Origin of the sequence: Nocardia sp. CA-290969 (genome assembly GCF_050936135.1) — a bacterium.
Taxonomy (GTDB): Bacteria; Actinomycetota; Actinomycetes; order Mycobacteriales; family Mycobacteriaceae; genus Nocardia.
Window position 1 is genome coordinate 4471651 of the sequence record NZ_JBNJNJ010000001.1, and the last position, 15422, is coordinate 4487072.

The following is a 15422-nucleotide window of genomic DNA, read 5'->3' on the forward strand; positions in this document are numbered from 1 at the left end:
TCGGTTCAGGTCAGGCAGCCCGGGCCCAAGAGCGCTTTCAGATCGCCCATGAGGGCCGAGGACGGTTCCACCCGGAGGCTGTCGTCGAGTTTGAGCAGGGTGGTCTTCTCTCGGGCGCCCACGTACCGGACATGCACATCCGAGGTGCCCGGATGCCGGGAGAGCACCCGTTTCAGTTCACCGATCTTGTCGCGGGTGCACATCCGGGTGGAGATCGTCACCGACAGCGGTTTCGCGACCCCGATCGCGGACAGATCCGGTACCGCGAGATCGTTGGCGATCAGCGAGATCCGGTCGTCGCGCATCGAGACCCGGGCCTTCACCAGCACCACCGCGTCCTCCACCACGTCCATTCCGTAGACGGAGTAGGCCTGCGGGAAGAACAGCACCTCGATACCACCGGTGAGATCCTCGAGCTGGGCCGAGGCCCAGGCCAGGCCGTTCTTGTTGATCCGGCGGTTCACCGAGGCGAGGATGCCGCCGACGGTCACCTGCGTGCCGTCCTTGATATCGCCCTCGAGAATGGCCGGGATCTGGGTATCGGCGGCCGCGGCGAGCACGTGATCGATCCCGTTGAGCGGATGCCCGGAAACGTAGAGGCCGAGCATTTCCCGTTCCAGGGCCAGCCGGTGTTTGGTGTCCCATTCCTCGTCGGGCACCTTCACATCGAACACCGACGACATCGATTCGTCGCCGTCTTCGCCCATCCCGCCGAACAGGTCGAACTGGCCGATGGCCTCGGCTTTCTTGGTGGACATCACGGCGTCGATGGCATCGGAGTGCACGAGCATCAGCCCCTTGCGGGGATGGCCCAGTGAATCGAAGGCACCGGCCTTGATCAGCGATTCGGTGACCTTCTTGGTGCAGGCCACGGCATCGATCTTGTTCAGGTAATCGGAGAAATCGGTGAACTTCGATTTCTCCGTCCGGGCCGCGATGATCGAGTTCACCACATTCGTGCCGACATTGCGCACCGCGCCCAGCCCGAACCGGATATCGGCGCCGACGGAGGCGAAGTTCGTCTCCGATTCGTTCACATCCGGCGGCAGCACGGTGATCCCGAGCTTGCGGCAATCGGACAGGTAGATCGCCGCTTTGTCCTTGTCGTCGCCGACGCTGGTGAGCAGGCCGGCCATATATTCGGCGGGGTAATTCGCCTTCAGGTAAGCGGTCCAGAAGGAGACCAGGCCGTAGCCCGCCGCATGCGATTTGTTGAACGCGTACCCGGCGAACGGGAGAATGGTGTCCCACAGCGCCTTGATCGCGGGTTTGGAGAAACCGTTGGCCTGCATACCGGCTTCGAATCCCTCGAATTCGGCCTCCAGCACCTCGGCTTTCTTCTTACCCATGGCGCGGCGCAGAATATCGGCTCGGCCGAGCGAATACCCGGCCACCTTCTGCGCGATCTGCATGATCTGCTCCTGATAGACGATCAGGCCGAAGGTATCGGCCAAGATCTCCTTCAGGGGTTCCTCGAGTTCGGGATGGATCGGTTTGACCTCTTGCCGGCCGTTCTTCCGGTCGGCGTAGTCGTTGTGCGCGTTCATCCCCATCGGGCCGGGGCGGTACAGCGCCAGCACCGCGACGATATCCTCGAATCCGGTGGGCTGCATCCGGCGCAGCAGATCGCGCATGGCGCTGCCGTCGAGCTGGAAAACGCCGAGAGTGTCACCGCGCGAGAGCAATTCGTAGGTGGGCGGATCGTCCAGCGGCAGATTGTCCATATCGAGGTCGATACCGCGATTGGATTTGATGTTGTCCAGCGCGTCACCGATGACGGTGAGGTTGCGCAGGCCCAGGAAGTCCATTTTCAGCAGGCCGATGGCCTCACACGACGGGTAATCCCAGCCGGTGATGATGGCGCCGTCCTGCGCCCGCTTCCACAGCGGGATCGCCTCCATGAGCGGTTCGGAGGACATGATCACCGCGCAGGCGTGCACGCCGGCATTGCGGATCAGGCCCTCGAGACCGCGGGCGGTTTCGTAGATCTTCGCGACATCGGGGTTGCTGCCGATGAGTTCGCGGACCTCGGCGGCCTCCTTGTACCGCTCGTGTTCGGGATCCATGATCCCGGACAGCGGAATATCCTTCGCCATGATCGGCGGCGGCAGCGCCTTGGAGATCTGATCGGCGATGGCGAAACCGGGCTGGCCGAACTGGACGCGCGCCGAATCCTTGATGGCGGCCTTGGTTTTAATGGTGCCGAAGGTGATCACCTGCGCCACCCGGTCGCTACCCCAGCGTTCGGTGGCGTAGCGGACCATTTCCCCGCGCCGGCGATCGTCGAAGTCGATATCGATATCGGGCATCGAGACGCGTTCGGGATTGAGGAATCGCTCGAACAGCAGACCGTGCGGAATCGGGTCGATATTGGTGATCCCCATGGCGTAGGCGACCAGCGAACCCGCCGCCGAGCCACGGCCCGGACCGACCCGGATACCGACCTCGCGGGCGTGGTTGATCAGGTCACCGACCACCAGGAAGTAGGCGGGGAAACCCATTTCGATGATGACGTTCAATTCGAACTCGGCGCGTTCGACGTAATCGCGCGGCACCCCGTCCGGGAAGCGCCGTTCCAGCCCGCGGTGCACCTCCTTGCGCAGCCAGCCCGCCTGATCCTCGCCCTCGGGCACCGGGAAGACCGGCATCCGGTCGCGGTGTTCCCACACCTCGGCGTAGGACTGGACCCGCTCCCCGATCCAGACGGTGTTGTCGCAGGCCCCGGGCACCTCGGCGTCCCAGAGCGCACGCATCTCCGCGGCGGATTTCAGGTAATAGCCGTCGCCGTCGAATTTGAACCGGGTGGGGTCGGACAGGGTTTTACCGGTCTGCACGCACAGCAGCGCCTCGTGGTTGCGCGACTGCTCTTTGGTGACGTAGTGGCAGTCGTTGGTGGCCAGCGGCGGGATATCGAGGGTCCGGCTGATTTCCAGCAGCCCCTCCCGGACCCGTTTCTCGATGGACAGGCCGTGATCCATCACCTCGAGGAAGAAATTGTCCCGGCCGAAGATCTCCTGCCATTTCGCGGCGGCTTCCAGGGCTTCGCGTTCGTGCCCGAGCCGCAACCGGGTCTGCACCTCGCCGGAGGGGCAGCCGGTGGTGGCGATGATGCCCTCGGCGTGCGCGGCGATGAGCTCCTCGTCCATACGGGCCCATTTGCCGAGCTGGCCCTCGATACTGGCCAGCGAGGACAGTTTGAACAGGTTGCGCAGGCCCGTCGCGTTCTCGGCGACCATCGTCATATGGGTGTAGGCACCCGAACCGGAGACGTCGTCGCTCTTCTGGCTGGGATCGCCCCACTGGATACGTTTGGTGTCGAACCGGGAGCCGGGCGCGATATAGGCCTCGATGCCGATGATCGGTTTGATCCCGGCCTTCTTCGCGGAATGGAAGAACTCCGCGGCGCCGTACATATTGCCGTGGTCGGTCATCCCCACCGCGGTCATCCCCAGGCGGTCGGCCTCGGCGAACAGCGGTGAGATCTTGGCGGCACCGTCGAGCATCGAGTACTCGGTGTGGTTGTGCAGATGAACGAATCCGGACGACGTGGCCAAGATCTCGTCACTCCCAGGGGTTCGGCGGCGGTTGGTGTAGCGAGTTTATTCGTACCCACCGACAACTCCCGCAGCGGTCCGGGTGCCCGGCGGGGACCGGGCGTGTCGCCGTTCGATGATCATCCGCGGCGCCGAATCGGCCACCGGCCGGGCGCGGCGCTGGTAGGGTCGGGCCGCGTCACGAACGGACGCAGCGAAGGTCCATCCGGACCACCACTGCTCCGAATCCATCCGAGGCTCGGCCCCGCAAGCCCATGAACGACCCAGCGAGGTGACGATGACAGCACGTACCACGGCGTTCGCTCTCCCCGCGGCCGCGACGGCGCTCGCGGTGGGGGCGCTGGCGGCGACCGCGGCACCCGCGACTGCGGACGGCGGCGAGTTCGACCCGGTGTATTCACTCGCCCAGGGCGCCTGTGTCGCCCAGCTCGATACCTCCGTCACCGGCGACGCGTATCCCGAGCATGCCGCGTTCACCGTGTCCACGATCATGTTCGGGGTGGGGCCGTGCACCCTGCCGGTCACCCTGAACTGGCGCAATCTCGACACCGGCGCCACCGGTTCGGTCACGCAGACGGCCAACGGCCCCGGCCACTGGATGAACGACGGCCGCTCGGCCCTGTTCCGTCCGGGCATCGGCCGCTTCACCGCGACCGTCACGGTCGGTACCGCCCACATCCCCGAACCCGGATCGGTGGATTTCACCGTTACCGCCTACCGGAGGTGAGCGCCGGCCCCCGGTAAACGACGGCGAGTCCTGCCGCCACGGCACGCAGAGCCGGCGGCAGTTCCCACGGAAACCGTTCCCCTCCGCCCGCCGCCTCGCCGGCCCGGGCCGGTTATCGCCTCCGGAGAAGGTTTCCCGCATGCAATGGCGGTTGCCGCGGGAAGCGTGAGACGATGACCGGCCCCGGCCGGCGAGTCGGCGGTCGCGTGCGGCCGGCTCGCCGCCCGCACCGCGTGCGGCGGGGACGCCGGGTTCCGGCGGCAGCGAGACAGGGGGTGCGATGACCGCGACCACCGTGGTGATCTCCGTGGCCGCTGTGCTCGTCGTCGGCGCGCTGCTGATCTGGGCGCGGCCGCGCCGGATGGTCACCACCCCGGCCGAACGCGCCGTGCACGCGGCCCTGCATACCGCCTCGCTCGCGGCGCGGTCGCTACGCCAGGGGCTCACCGAAGAATCGGCCGTGGACGCCGCGCCGCATCTGCGGGCCCTCGTCGGCGCGGAGGGGCTGGGGGTGACCGATCCCGACGGCGAACTCCTCGCGTGGGACGGCGCCCGGCTCGTACCGGCCGGCGAGTTCGCCACCGCGGCAAGGCGTGCCATCGCCGGACGGCGACCGGTGATGGTCCATCTGCCCGACCCCGAACACCCGGGCCGCACCCTGGTCGCCCAGCCGCTGCTCACCGACAGCGATGCCGTCGCCGGGGCGCTGGGCATGGTCACCGCGGCCGCACCCGGCCCCGGCACCCTCGGAGCCCTGGCCGAGGTGGCCCGCTATGCCTGCGGCCAGCTGGAATTGGCCGAACTCGACGCTTCGCGCGCCCGGCTGGACCGAGCCGAGGTCCGGGCGCTGCGCGCGCAGATCAGCCCGCATTTCATCTACAACGCGCTCAACACCATCGCCTCGTTCGTCCGCACCGATCCGGCGCGGGCCCGTGAACTCATCCTGGATTTCGCCGATTTCACCCGGTACTCCTTCCGGGTCGCCGGCGAATACACCGTGCTGTCCGACGAACTCAGCAATATCGAGCGGTATCTGGAACTCGAACGCGCCCGGTTCGGCCCCGCGCTGCAGGTGCGGTTGCGGATCGCGCCCGAGGTGCTCGGGGTGACGCTGCCGTTCCTGGCCTTGCAGCCGCTGGTGGAGAACGCGGTACGGCACGGTCTCGCCGGCCGGCCGGGCGGCGGCACCGTGACCATCGAAGCGCTCGACGCCGGCACCGACTGCGTGATCAGCGTGGAGGACGACGGCACCGGCATGGACCCGGAGGTGCTGCGTTCCGGCTCGCTGGATACCGCCGAGGGCGAGGCACCGCATATCGGGCTGGCCAATGTGGACGATCGGCTGCGCGCCGCGTTCGGCAACGATTACGGGCTCGTGGTGGATACCGCGCCGGGGGCCGGGACGAAGGTGAGTATGCGGGTGCCGAAGTTCCGCGCCGGCATCCGGCCGTGATACTGCGCCCGGCGCACAGAAAAACAGCCGGACCCCGTTCACCCTCACAGAACGGGGTCCGGCCGCACCTGCACCGGGAATTATCCGCCCGGATGCCGCCGCGGCGGCATCCGGGTCCCGGTATCAGTGCACGACGGCTTTTTCCGCGCCGACGCCGGTCAGTGCCCTGACCTCCATCTCCGCGGCCTTCGCCGGGTCTTCGTCACCGCCCAGGTAGGTGCCCACCACGCCGAGCACGAATGCCAGCGGAATGGAGACGATGCCCGGATTCGACAGCGGGAACCAGTCGAAATCCAGATCCGGCAGCATGGCGCTCGCCGAACCGGACACCGCCGGGGAGAACACGATCAGCACGATGGTGGAGATCAGCCCGCCGTACATGCTGAACAGAGCGCCGCGAGTGTTGAAGCGCCGCCAGAACAGCGAGTACAGGATGGTCGGCAGGTTGGCCGAGGCGGCGACGGCGAAGGCCAGCGCCACCAGGAAGGCGATGTTCTGCCCGTTGGCCAGGATGCCCAGCCCGATGGCGAGGACACCGATCACCACGGCGGTGATCCGGGAAACCCGCACCTGGGCGTTGTCGTCCACCTTGCCGCGGCGGATGACGTTGGCGTAGATATCGTGCGCGAACGAGGCCGAGGCCGTGATGGTGAGACCGGCGACCACCGCGAGGATGGTCGCGAAGGCCACCGCGGAGATGATGCCGAGCAGGATCACCCCGCCCAGTTCGAAGGCCAGCAGCGGCGCCGCCGAATTCTGGCCACCGGCGGCGGACAGAATCTTGTCGGGACCGACGAGTGCGGCCGCACCGTAGCCCAGCACGAGGGTGAACAGGTAGAAGGCACCGATCAGCGCGATCGCCCAGACCACCGAGCGACGGGCTTCCTTGGCGGTCGGCACGGTGTAGAAGCGCATCAGCACATGCGGCAGGCCCGCGGTGCCGAGGACGAGCGCCAGCCCGAGCGACAGGAAGTTCAGTTTCGACATCTCGCTGCCGCCGTACTGCGCGCCGGGGGCGAGCACATCCCGGGCGGCCACCTTGGAATCGGTGGAGCCGGCGATGGCGCTCTGCGCGCCACCGAGGATGTCGGAGAAGTCGAAGCCGAATTTCGCCAGCACCATCACGGTCATCACGGCCGCGCCGGCGATCAGCAGGACAGCCTTGATGATCTGCACCCAGGTGGTGCCCTTCATCCCGCCGACCAGCACGTAGACGATCATCAGCACGCCGACCACGGCGATCACCACGGCCTGGCCGGCCTTACTCGATACATCGAGCAGCAGGGCGACCAGCCCACCGGCGCCGGCCATCTGCGCGAGCAGGTAGAACAGCGAAACGGCCAGGGTGGTGATCGCGGCCGCGGTGCGCACCGGGCGCTGCTGCAACCGGAAGCTCAGCACATCGGCCATCGTGAACTTGCCGGTGTTGCGCAGCATCTCGGCGACCAGCAGCAGGGCCACCAGCCAGGCCACCAGGAAGCCGATCGAGTACAGGAATCCGTCGTAGCCGTACACCGCGATGGCTCCGGCGATGCCCAGGAAACTCGCGGCCGACAGATAGTCACCGGCGATGGCGATACCGTTCTGCGGGCCGGTGAAGCCGCGGCCACCGGTGAAATAGTCGGCGGCGCCGCGAGTGTTGCGGCCGGCCCAGAACACTACGATCATCGTGACGACGACGAACAGAGCGAAGATTCCGATATTGGCCGCGGGATTGCCGACCGTATCGGCGGCGAACAGCGTGGTCACGACCCGCTTCCTTCCAATTCGGCGCGCAGCGCGGCGGCGCGGGGGTCCAGTTCCCGGTTGGCGAACCGGACGTAGAGGCCGGTGATGAGGAAGGTCGAGACGAACTGGCCCAGCCCGAGCAGCAGCCCGATATTGACCTCACCGAAGACCTTGGTGCCCATGAAATCGTGCGCGTAGGCGCCGAGCAGCACATAGCCGAGGTACCAGAGCAGGAACAAGGCGGTCATGGGAAAAATGAAGCGGCGCAGCCGGGTACGGAGTTCGGCGAATTCCGGGCTGGCTTGGGCGGCAGCGAAATCGGTGGGCGCCGTGGGCTGCCCGCCGCTGTCGTCGAGATCCGTATCGGTCATGCTGTATCTCTCTCTGCATGCCCGAGGGGCCCTACGTGACTACGCAGGCTGCCGCCTTCGGGCCCCGGCTAGGTCATGCCGTGTTCTCGCAATGTGATGTGTGTTACCTGGAATGAAGCTAGCGAGCCCCGTAGCCCGGCAACAGATGTGATGCCGGTCACTCGGTGAAGGTGGGTGACTGTGCGGTGAATGGTCGCTGTGACGCGATGAGCGGTCGGCGGCGGAGCGGGTATCTCAGCGGTCCGGCCGGGTACCGGGCTCCCGGTCGGCACCCATCCCGAGCCGTTCCGGGGCGTGCATCCGGACGAAAACGCGGCCGACGTCGGGTGGTTTCGCGGTGAACCGGCTCACCAGCACCATCGTCGCGAACGACAGCGGTACGGCGACCGCCGCGGGATAGCCGAGCACCGCGGCCGGCCAGCCACCGGCCAGCTCGTCGGCGACCCCGCCGAACACCGACACCACGGTCGCCCCACCGGCCACCACACCGCCGATCACGAGACCCGCCACCGCACCGGCCGTGGTGAGCCCACGCCACCAGATACCCAGCACCAGCAGCGGGCACAGGGTCGCCGCCGCGAGCGAGAACGCCAGCCCCACCGTGCGGGAGAGGTCGAGCGAGACCACGAACAGCGAAAGACCCAGCGGGACGGCCCCCGCGGCCAGCGCCGCGACCCGGAAATCCCGGATCTGCCCGCGCAGCACATCGGTGCTCAGCACCCCCGCGATACTCACCACCAGTCCCGAGGAGGTCGACAGGAACGCGGCCATCGCGCCCGCCGCGACCAGTGCGGCCAGCAGCTGCCCGGGCAGACCGGCCAGCGCCGAGGACGGCAGCAGCAGCACCGCGGCGTCGGAGGTCCCGGTGATCAGCAGTTGCGGTACGTAGAGGCGGGCGAAGACACCGAGCAGCACCGGGAACAGATAGAACACACCGACCATCGCGATCACCGTCAGCGCGGTGGTGCGGGCGGCCCGCCCGTCGCGGTTGGTGTAGAAGCGGACCAGCACGTGCGGGAGACCCATGGTGCCCAGGAAGGTCGCGATCATCAGCGAATACACCTGGTAATGCGGATGGGGTCCGGAGAAACCGCCGCCGGGTCGCAGCCAGTGCTCGCCGTCGGCGGGGGCGCCCGCCACCACGGGCACCGCCGATCCGGGTTCGAGGACGAGCCGGGTATCGCGGGCCAGTTCGTGGGTGCCCGCGGTCAGTAACACCGGACCGTCCACCGGCCGGTCGTCGAGTTCGCCGTGCACCGAAACCCATTGCGGCGCGGGTAACTGCACCAGCACCGGCGTGGTCACCTCCACGGTGGTACGTTCGCCGACCGTCGGCGGGGCCGCCGTCCCGATCTCCCGTTCCGCCGGCCCGGTGCCGAAGAAATGCACGAGCAGAACCAGGGCCGGCAAGGCGACCGCGGTCAGCTTCAGCCAGTATTGGAAGGCTTGGACGAGGGTGATCGACCGCATCCCGCCGCCCACCACATTCGCCACGACGATCCCCGCGACCGCCACCGCCCCGACCCAGCCCGGCACGCCCAGCAGAATCCGCAAGGTCAGCCCGGCGCCCTGGAACTGCGGGATCACGTACACCGCGCACACCAGCACCACCACCAGGGCGGCGAACCGGCGCGCCCGGGGCGAACCCAGCCGGAACTCGGCGAAATCGGGCACGGTGTAGGCGCCGGAACGCCGCAGCGGCGCCGCCACGAACAGCAGCAGCGCCAGATATCCCGCGGTGAACCCCACCGGATACCACAGGGCGTCGGCCCCGTATTTGGCGATCAGCCCCGCCACACCGAGAAACGAGGCCGCCGAGAGATATTCACCCGAGACCGCGGCCGCATTCCAGCGGGGGCCCACACTGCGCGAGGCCACCAGGAAATCGGAGGTGGTGCGCGCCCAGCGCACCCCGTACACACCGAGGGTCACAGTGGCCAGCGCGGCCGCCAGCAGGGCGGCCACCGTCAGACCGGAGGAGTTCACCGCGCCCGCCCGGTGTCCCGAGCGACCGTGCGGACCCTGTAATCGGACCCACGCAGAATCCGTGGCGGCGCGGAGTTGCCGCGACCGACGTGCGGCGCCCAGCGATGGTCGCCCGCAGATCCGGGCGCATTGCGTCCGGTCGGGCAGGTCCGATCGCTCGCACGCTGCCGATGGCGACAGCGCACGTCCGTACCCGGCGATCGGTGGTACTCCCGCCGGGGCGAACGGGAACAGTGCCGGGTACCGGGCACCGTAACCGGGCGGGCCGCGCGGTTACGCGCGGGCGGCGCGACCGTGGCCGGCATGCAGCGGTGCACCGTCGTCAATCCCCCGTCAGATCGAGGAAGTCGTGTTCGTTGCGTTCGGCCAGCCGCACATAGACCCGGCCCGTCAGCCACAGCAGCGGGTATGCCGCCGCGCCCAGCACCAGCCAGGGCAACCGGATGCCCAGCACCACCGTTTCCGCGATCGCGGTCACTCCGAAAAGCAGCGGGAGCGCTGCGAGGATCAGCGCCATCACGGCCGCGCAGCTCAGCGCGAGACCGAGCTGGGCCCGGATCAGGCCGCCGATCAGCGCCGCACCGATCTCGGTCTGTTCGGCGACCTCCACCCGGGTGCGCACCCGGCGCGCACCCCGGCGTTCGGCCAGCACCACCCGTTCGCGCGGGCCCTTCGGAGGCGGGCCGATCATCGCCGGTCCGCATGCGGCCCGTGCACGAGCCGCTGTTTGAGTTCCCGTACCTGCCGCCGGCTCACCGGCAGCTCCACCTGCCCCGCGCCGCGCAGGCAGACCCTGGTCGCCGCGCCGACCGTACGCAGCCCGGTGACCCGGTCCAGCGCCACCAGATACGACCGGTGTACCCGCAGGAACCCGTCCTGCCAGCGCTGCTGCAGCGCCGACAGCGGAATCCGCACCAGATGCGAACCGCTGTCGGTGTGCAGGCGCGCGTAGTCGCCCTCGGCCTCCACCCAGCTCACCTGGGACCGGTGTACGAGGGTCGTCACCCCACCCAGTTCGACAGGGATGACCTCGTTGTTCCCGGCCGGCGCCGGTTCCGTACCGGCGCGCGCCCGCCGGGCGGCCACCCGCCGCAGCGCCGCGCCCAGCCGCTCCTGCCGGACCGGTTTGAGCAGATAGTCCACCGCGCCCAGGTCGAAGGCGGCCACGGCGTGGTCCTCGTGGGCGGTGACGAACACGACCGCCGGTGGGTCGGCGAATTCGGCGAGCACCCCGGCCAGTTCCATACCGTCCAGGCCCGGCATATTGATATCGAGGAACACCGCGTCGGCACCGTGCGCGCGCAGTATCCGCAGCGCACCGGTCGCATCGGCGGCACCGTGCAGTTCGGTCACCGTGGGTTCGGCGCGCAGGAGATACAGCAGCTCGTCCAGTGCCGGCGGCTCGTCATCCACGGCCAGCACTCGCATCCGCCCGACCTTTCCCGCTACTTCGACCCGACTATCGTAGTCATCGCCGCAGGACCGCGGGTGCGGGTCCGGGTATCCGGGGTACGACCACCGTCGCGGTCAGGAACCGAGCTGGTCCATCCGCCGCTGCATTTCCTCCGGGCCGATATCTTCCACATGGGTGGCGACCGTCCACTGATGGCCCCACGGGTCGACGAACGAACCGGTGCGATCGCCGTAGAACTGGGTTTCCGGCGGCCTGATCTCGGTGGCGCCGGCCGCCAGCGCGGTGGCATAGGCGGCATCCATATCCGCGACGTAGACATACAGGTTGACGGGGGTGCCGCCGATCGAATGCGGGTCCCGGAAGGCCATGTCCGGGGCCGGATCGCCGAGCATCAGCACGGAGTTGCCGATCAGCAGCTCACAGTGCATGACGGTGCCGTCGGGTCCGGGGATACGCATCCGCTCGGTGGCGCCGAAGACCCGTTTGTAGAACTCGACCGCGTCCGCGGCGCCGGCGATGGCCAGGCCGGGTGAAATGGTGGGATAACCCTCGGGTACAGGGGAGACATCAGACATCACAAGACCTCCGGTCTCGGATCGTTTGTCGGATACCTGTCGAGCTTAAGCCCGTACCGCGCCCCGCGCGGACGACCGACACCGCCGTCGCGGCGCCTCAGCCGCCCCAGCTCACGTTCGTCTCGATGACCTGCCGCAATTCCGTCGCTGTCCGCGGGTTCCGGTAGTACTGGTGCCCGCCGATGGCGATCGACCCGGCGACCGGGAGCGGCAACCCGAGATCGACGGTGATATCGCCGCTGCCCTGCATCACGTAGTCCTCGATATCGAGGGTTCCGGCGGCGTTCGGCAGATCCCAGGTGTCGGATGTCGGGGTCTGCGTGACGTCCAGCCGGATGGACAGCCGGCCACCGTCGCGCGCCACGAGGGTGGCCGTGGTGACCTGGTCGAGGTCGACCCCGCCGCCGACCGACTGGCGCACCTGCCAGACCGCGCCGACCCCGACGGGTTCGTCCGGGAAGGTGATCGACCGGTACACGGCCTGATAGAAGGCCTGTTCGAGGGCGGCGCGCGCCGAATTCGAGGTCTCCGGGGAGGGCGCGAGCCGCAAGGCGGTGATCCCGCCGAGTTCACTCATCTCCAGTCCGGCATGGGAACCGTCGGCGGCGGTGAGCGCCTCGGAGAGCTGCGGATCGGGGGTGGTGACTTCGCCGAGGGTCAGTTCCACGCCGTCGGCGCCGGCGGTGGCGGTCATCGGGATGGTGAGCGCCGGGCTGGAGAAATCCTGGACCTGTTGCGCGTCGATCTGCTGCTGGATGTGGTGATCGGTGCGCAGGGTGACCGCCTGGATCGTGCCCTCGTAATAAGAGGGGCGCAGTGTCGACCGGGGTTCGCTACCGGGATCCACCACGCTCACCTGCGCGGCGGCGATCGGGACCGTGACCTCTTTGCCGATTCCGAGGGGTTCGGTGCCCTCGGCTTCGGCCGCGGTGTCCCCGGTGTCGCTGCACCCGGCGCCGAAGGTGGTCAGTCCCAGCGCGAGAACGAGCATCAGCACTCTGGACCGCGCCTGGCGGGCCGAAGGAAGCGAACACAACACCGTCACGCCCGACAGCCTACGAGGCCTACCTGAGGATGGGCTGGGACATTCACATGAATACCGACAGCTCCGCTCGTGAACGCCTCCGGCGGCCGGAAACGGGATCGAGCCGGCACGGCGAGGGCACGGGCCGGACCACGACGGGAACGGGCCGCCGCGGCACCGTGCCGGCGATCCGGCGGGTGCCCACGTCCGGGCGCTGATCACCTCGAGAGATGATGGTCGCGTGAGTGAGGACCGGCGTACACGCGAGCAGGACCCCGACCGTCCGGGCGGGAACGGGAAACAGCCCCGCCAGCGCCTGCGGCTCCTGCTGGCGGTCGCGGTGACCCTGTTCACCCTCGACCTGATCACGAAGATCGTGGTCGTCTCGCAGATCCAGCCCGGTGAACAGATCCCGCTGATCGGCGATTTCGTCCGCCTCGTCCTGGTGCGCAATCCCGGCGCCGCGTTCTCCATGGCCACCGGGATGACCTGGTTGCTGACGCTCATCGCGGCCGCGGTCGTGATCGGGGTGCTGCGGATCGGCCGCACGCTGCGCTCGCCGCTGTGGGCGATCGGCCTGGGCGGTGTGCTCGGCGGCGCGTTCGGCAACCTGATGGACCGGCTGTTCCGGGCGCCCGGCCCGATGCAGGGTCATGTGGTCGACTTCTTCTCGGTCGGCTCGTTCCCGGTGTTCAATGTGGCCGATTCCTCGATCGTCTGCGGCGCGATCCTGCTGGTGGTGCTCACGGTGTTCGGGTTCGAACCCGACGGCACCCGCTACCGCCGGGACACGCCGGCCGCCGGCACCGAGACATCTGTTGCCGGCGACAACACGCCCGCGACCACCGCGGACAACACCGACTCGGAAAGCACCCCGCCCACCGAATCTCCCCGCGACCCCGACCCCGGAACCCCGGGGGCCGCCGCCACACCGGCCGCGCGCACCGGCGAGGATACCGCCGCATGAGGGAAACCAGGACCATGCCCGTCCCCGACGGGCTCGACGGAATGCGAGTCGATGCCGGGCTGGCGCGGTTGCTCGGCCTGTCCCGGACCGCGGTCGCGGCGCTCGCCGAAGACGGATCCGTCCAGCTGGACGGCGTACCCGCCGGCAAATCCGACCGGCTCACCGCCGGTGCCTGGCTCGAGGTGGTGTTCCCCGAACCCCGGCGCGAGCTGACGATCGAGGCCGAACCGGTGGAGGGGATGAAAATCCTCTACGCCGACGACGATATCGTCGCCGTCGACAAACCGGTCGGCGTGGCCGCGCACACCGGAGTCGGGTGGAGCGGGCCCACCGTGGTGGGCGGGCTGGCCGCCGCCGGATACCGGATCTCCACCTCCGGCGCGCACGAACGGCAGGGCATCGTGCACCGCCTGGATGTGGGGACTTCCGGGGTGATGGTGGTCGCGCAATCCGAACACGCCTACACCGTGCTCAAACGGGCGTTCAAACAGCGCACCGTGGACAAGCGCTATCACGCGCTGGTACAGGGCCATCCCGACCCGAGCAGCGGCACCATCGACGCCCCCATCGGCCGGGCCCGCGGTAACGACTGGAAATTCGCGGTGACCTCCGACGGCCGGCCCAGCGTGACCCATTACGACACGGTGGAGGCCTTCCAGGCGGCCAGCCTGCTCGATATCCACCTGGAAACCGGCCGCACCCACCAGATCCGGGTGCATTTCTCCGCGATCCGCCACCCGTGCTGTGGCGATCTCACCTACGGCGCCGACCCGCGGCTGGCCGAACGGCTCGGCCTGCAACGCCAATGGCTGCACGCCCGCTCGCTGGGTTTCCAGCATCCGGCCGACGGCCGCTACCTGGAGATCAGCAGCGAATACCCCGACGACCTCGCCGAAGCCCTGCGCATCCTGCGTGAGGCCTGACGGCGTGGCCGGCGGCGGGGAACCCACCGGAACGCGCCGCCGGATCCGCGCGCTCGCGGCCGGTGCGACGGCCGCTTTCTGCGTGGTGCTCGTCGTCGTGCTCGGGATCCGGTACCCGCCGGCCGGTGACGGTGTCTCCACCGACCGGCTCGGGCCCGAAACGGCCGAATCGATCACCGGCTACCTGGACCGCGCCCGGGATTCGCTGACCGGCCCCGACGACGGCGCCCGCTGGGCGCTGGTGTCCTTCACCGAGTACCTGCCGGCCACCGCCCTCGCCGGTCGGCTCTCCGCTGTGCGCGTGAATCAGGCGCTCTATCAGGTGCCGCTGCCGCGGGTCGCGACACCGCTGGTGGCCGTGCAGGTTCCGGACAGCCCGGCGGCGCTCGCGCGGTCTGGGGACGACGCCGCCTGGCTGCTGGCCGACCGCCGTCGGTTCGCCGCCGGCGGGAGCCGCGGCGCCCAGATCCTGGACACGTCGATCGCCCGGCTGCGGGCCGGCTGCGCCTGCGCGCCCGGCGTCCTGGTCCGTGCTCCGCTGCCGGCGCTGCGTGAACTCGCCATCCGGCCCGGTATCCGCGCGGTCCAGGCCCTTCCGGCCGATGCGGTCGCGGAAACGTTCGCCCTCGCGCCGCTGTTGCCCGACAGCGCGGATCCGGTCATGCCACCGCCCGACGACGGCCCCGTACCACCCGGCTGA

The 15422-nt window shown here is 68.8% G+C and carries 13 protein-coding genes; 5 read left to right on the forward strand and 8 right to left on the reverse strand.

Annotated features, from left to right (window positions below; genetic code table 11):
• Positions 1-5 precede the first annotated feature (5 nt).
• On the reverse strand, positions 6-3554 hold the full coding sequence (gene dnaE, locus ACQEVO_RS20360) for a DNA polymerase III subunit alpha (protein WP_432915521.1): 3549 nt from the start codon (positions 3552-3554) through the stop codon (positions 6-8).
• A 277-nt stretch (positions 3555-3831) separates the two neighbouring features.
• Between dnaE and ACQEVO_RS20365 the strand changes: the two genes are divergently transcribed.
• A complete protein-coding gene (locus ACQEVO_RS20365) occupies positions 3832-4281 on the forward strand; it encodes a hypothetical protein (RefSeq protein WP_432915523.1) in 450 nt (149 codons plus the stop codon).
• A 280-nt stretch (positions 4282-4561) separates the two neighbouring features.
• Positions 4562-5734 (forward strand): sensor histidine kinase, encoded by a 1173-nt coding sequence (locus tag ACQEVO_RS20370; protein ID WP_432915525.1) that lies wholly within the window; start codon positions 4562-4564, stop codon positions 5732-5734.
• A 123-nt stretch (positions 5735-5857) separates the two neighbouring features.
• Here ACQEVO_RS20370 and ACQEVO_RS20375 read toward each other — a convergent pair whose 3' ends face one another.
• The 7 genes from ACQEVO_RS20375 to ACQEVO_RS20405 all read right to left on the reverse strand — a co-directional run bounded on the left by ACQEVO_RS20375 (position 5858) and on the right by ACQEVO_RS20405 (position 12853).
• Positions 5858-7483 (reverse strand): solute symporter family protein, encoded by a 1626-nt coding sequence (locus ACQEVO_RS20375; protein WP_432915527.1) that lies wholly within the window; start codon positions 7481-7483, stop codon positions 5858-5860.
• Positions 7480-7833: a DUF485 domain-containing protein gene (locus tag ACQEVO_RS20380; protein ID WP_432915529.1), complete on the reverse strand. Its 354-nt coding sequence runs from the start codon at positions 7831-7833 to the stop codon at positions 7480-7482. The genes ACQEVO_RS20375 and ACQEVO_RS20380 overlap by 4 nt, the downstream gene beginning before the upstream one ends.
• Positions 7834-8067: 234 nt before the next feature.
• Positions 8068-9819 (reverse strand): cation acetate symporter, encoded by a 1752-nt coding sequence (locus ACQEVO_RS20385; RefSeq protein ID WP_432915531.1) that lies wholly within the window; start codon positions 9817-9819, stop codon positions 8068-8070.
• A gap of 322 nt (positions 9820-10141) precedes the next feature.
• On the reverse strand, positions 10142-10510 hold the full coding sequence (locus tag ACQEVO_RS20390) for a hypothetical protein (RefSeq protein WP_432915533.1): 369 nt from the start codon (positions 10508-10510) through the stop codon (positions 10142-10144).
• A complete protein-coding gene (locus ACQEVO_RS20395; protein WP_432915535.1) occupies positions 10507-11247 on the reverse strand; it encodes a LytR/AlgR family response regulator transcription factor in 741 nt (246 codons plus the stop codon). The genes ACQEVO_RS20390 and ACQEVO_RS20395 overlap by 4 nt, the downstream gene beginning before the upstream one ends.
• Positions 11248-11346: 99 nt before the next feature.
• Positions 11347-11808 (reverse strand): VOC family protein, encoded by a 462-nt coding sequence (locus tag ACQEVO_RS20400; RefSeq protein WP_432915537.1) that lies wholly within the window; start codon positions 11806-11808, stop codon positions 11347-11349.
• A gap of 97 nt (positions 11809-11905) precedes the next feature.
• The gene (locus ACQEVO_RS20405; RefSeq protein WP_432915539.1) at positions 11906-12853 is read right to left on the reverse strand and encodes a hypothetical protein; all 948 of its coding nucleotides are present in this window, start codon (positions 12851-12853) and stop codon (positions 11906-11908) included.
• Positions 12854-13049: 196 nt separating this feature from the next.
• Here ACQEVO_RS20405 and lspA point away from each other — a divergent pair, with 196 nt between their 5' ends.
• The 3 genes from lspA to ACQEVO_RS20420 are packed head-to-tail and all read left to right on the forward strand — an operon-like array spanning position 13050 to position 15422.
• A complete protein-coding gene (lspA, locus tag ACQEVO_RS20410) occupies positions 13050-13799 on the forward strand; it encodes a signal peptidase II (protein ID WP_432922862.1) in 750 nt (249 codons plus the stop codon).
• A complete protein-coding gene (locus ACQEVO_RS20415; protein ID WP_432915541.1) occupies positions 13796-14722 on the forward strand; it encodes an RluA family pseudouridine synthase in 927 nt (308 codons plus the stop codon). The genes lspA and ACQEVO_RS20415 overlap by 4 nt, the downstream gene beginning before the upstream one ends.
• A complete protein-coding gene (locus ACQEVO_RS20420) occupies positions 14712-15422 on the forward strand; it encodes a hypothetical protein (protein ID WP_432915543.1) in 711 nt (236 codons plus the stop codon). The genes ACQEVO_RS20415 and ACQEVO_RS20420 overlap by 11 nt, the downstream gene beginning before the upstream one ends.

Coding starts and splice junctions, on each gene's coding strand:
- ACQEVO_RS20365 (WP_432915523.1), top strand. CDS start 3,832: ATGACAGCACGTACCACGGCGTTCGCTCTCCCCGCGGCCGCGACGGCG.
- ACQEVO_RS20370 (WP_432915525.1), top strand. CDS start 4,562: ATGACCGCGACCACCGTGGTGATCTCCGTGGCCGCTGTGCTCGTCGTC.
- ACQEVO_RS20380 (WP_432915529.1), bottom strand. CDS start 7,833: ATGACCGATACGGATCTCGACGACAGCGGCGGGCAGCCCACGGCGCCC.
- ACQEVO_RS20390 (WP_432915533.1), bottom strand. CDS start 10,510: ATGATCGGCCCGCCTCCGAAGGGCCCGCGCGAACGGGTGGTGCTGGCC.
- ACQEVO_RS20395 (WP_432915535.1), bottom strand. CDS start 11,247: ATGCGAGTGCTGGCCGTGGATGACGAGCCGCCGGCACTGGACGAGCTG.
- ACQEVO_RS20400 (WP_432915537.1), bottom strand. CDS start 11,808: ATGTCTGATGTCTCCCCTGTACCCGAGGGTTATCCCACCATTTCACCC.
- ACQEVO_RS20415 (WP_432915541.1), top strand. CDS start 13,796: ATGAGGGAAACCAGGACCATGCCCGTCCCCGACGGGCTCGACGGAATG.